Genomic DNA, 261 nt, shown 5'->3' with positions numbered 1-261 from the left:
CAGAGCTGGGGGTGGCCGCAGAGACCAGCGAGAAGCGACTGTTTACTAAAAACACAGGTCCGTGCGAAGCCGTAAGGCGATGTATACGGACTGACGCCTGCCCGGTGCTGGAACGTTAAGGGGACCGGTTAGCTTGGATTCGTCCAGGCGAAGCTGAGAACTTAAGCGCCAGTAAACGGCGGTGGTAACTATAACCATCCTAAGGTAGCGAAATTCCTTGTCGGGTAAGTTCCGACCTGCACGAATGGCGTAACGACTTCT

General features: G+C 54.8%; 1 rRNA gene. It reads left to right on the top strand.

The features are described 5' to 3' along the window. Window positions 1-261 (top strand): 23S ribosomal RNA (locus PUR56_RS43630); the annotation flags it as partial.

Origin of the sequence: Streptomyces sp. BE303 (genome assembly GCF_036290945.1) — a bacterium.
Classification (GTDB): Bacteria; Actinomycetota; Actinomycetes; order Streptomycetales; family Streptomycetaceae; genus Kitasatospora.
Note: the sequence above shows the minus strand (reverse complement) of the source record. Positions and strands in the feature narration are given on the sequence as shown.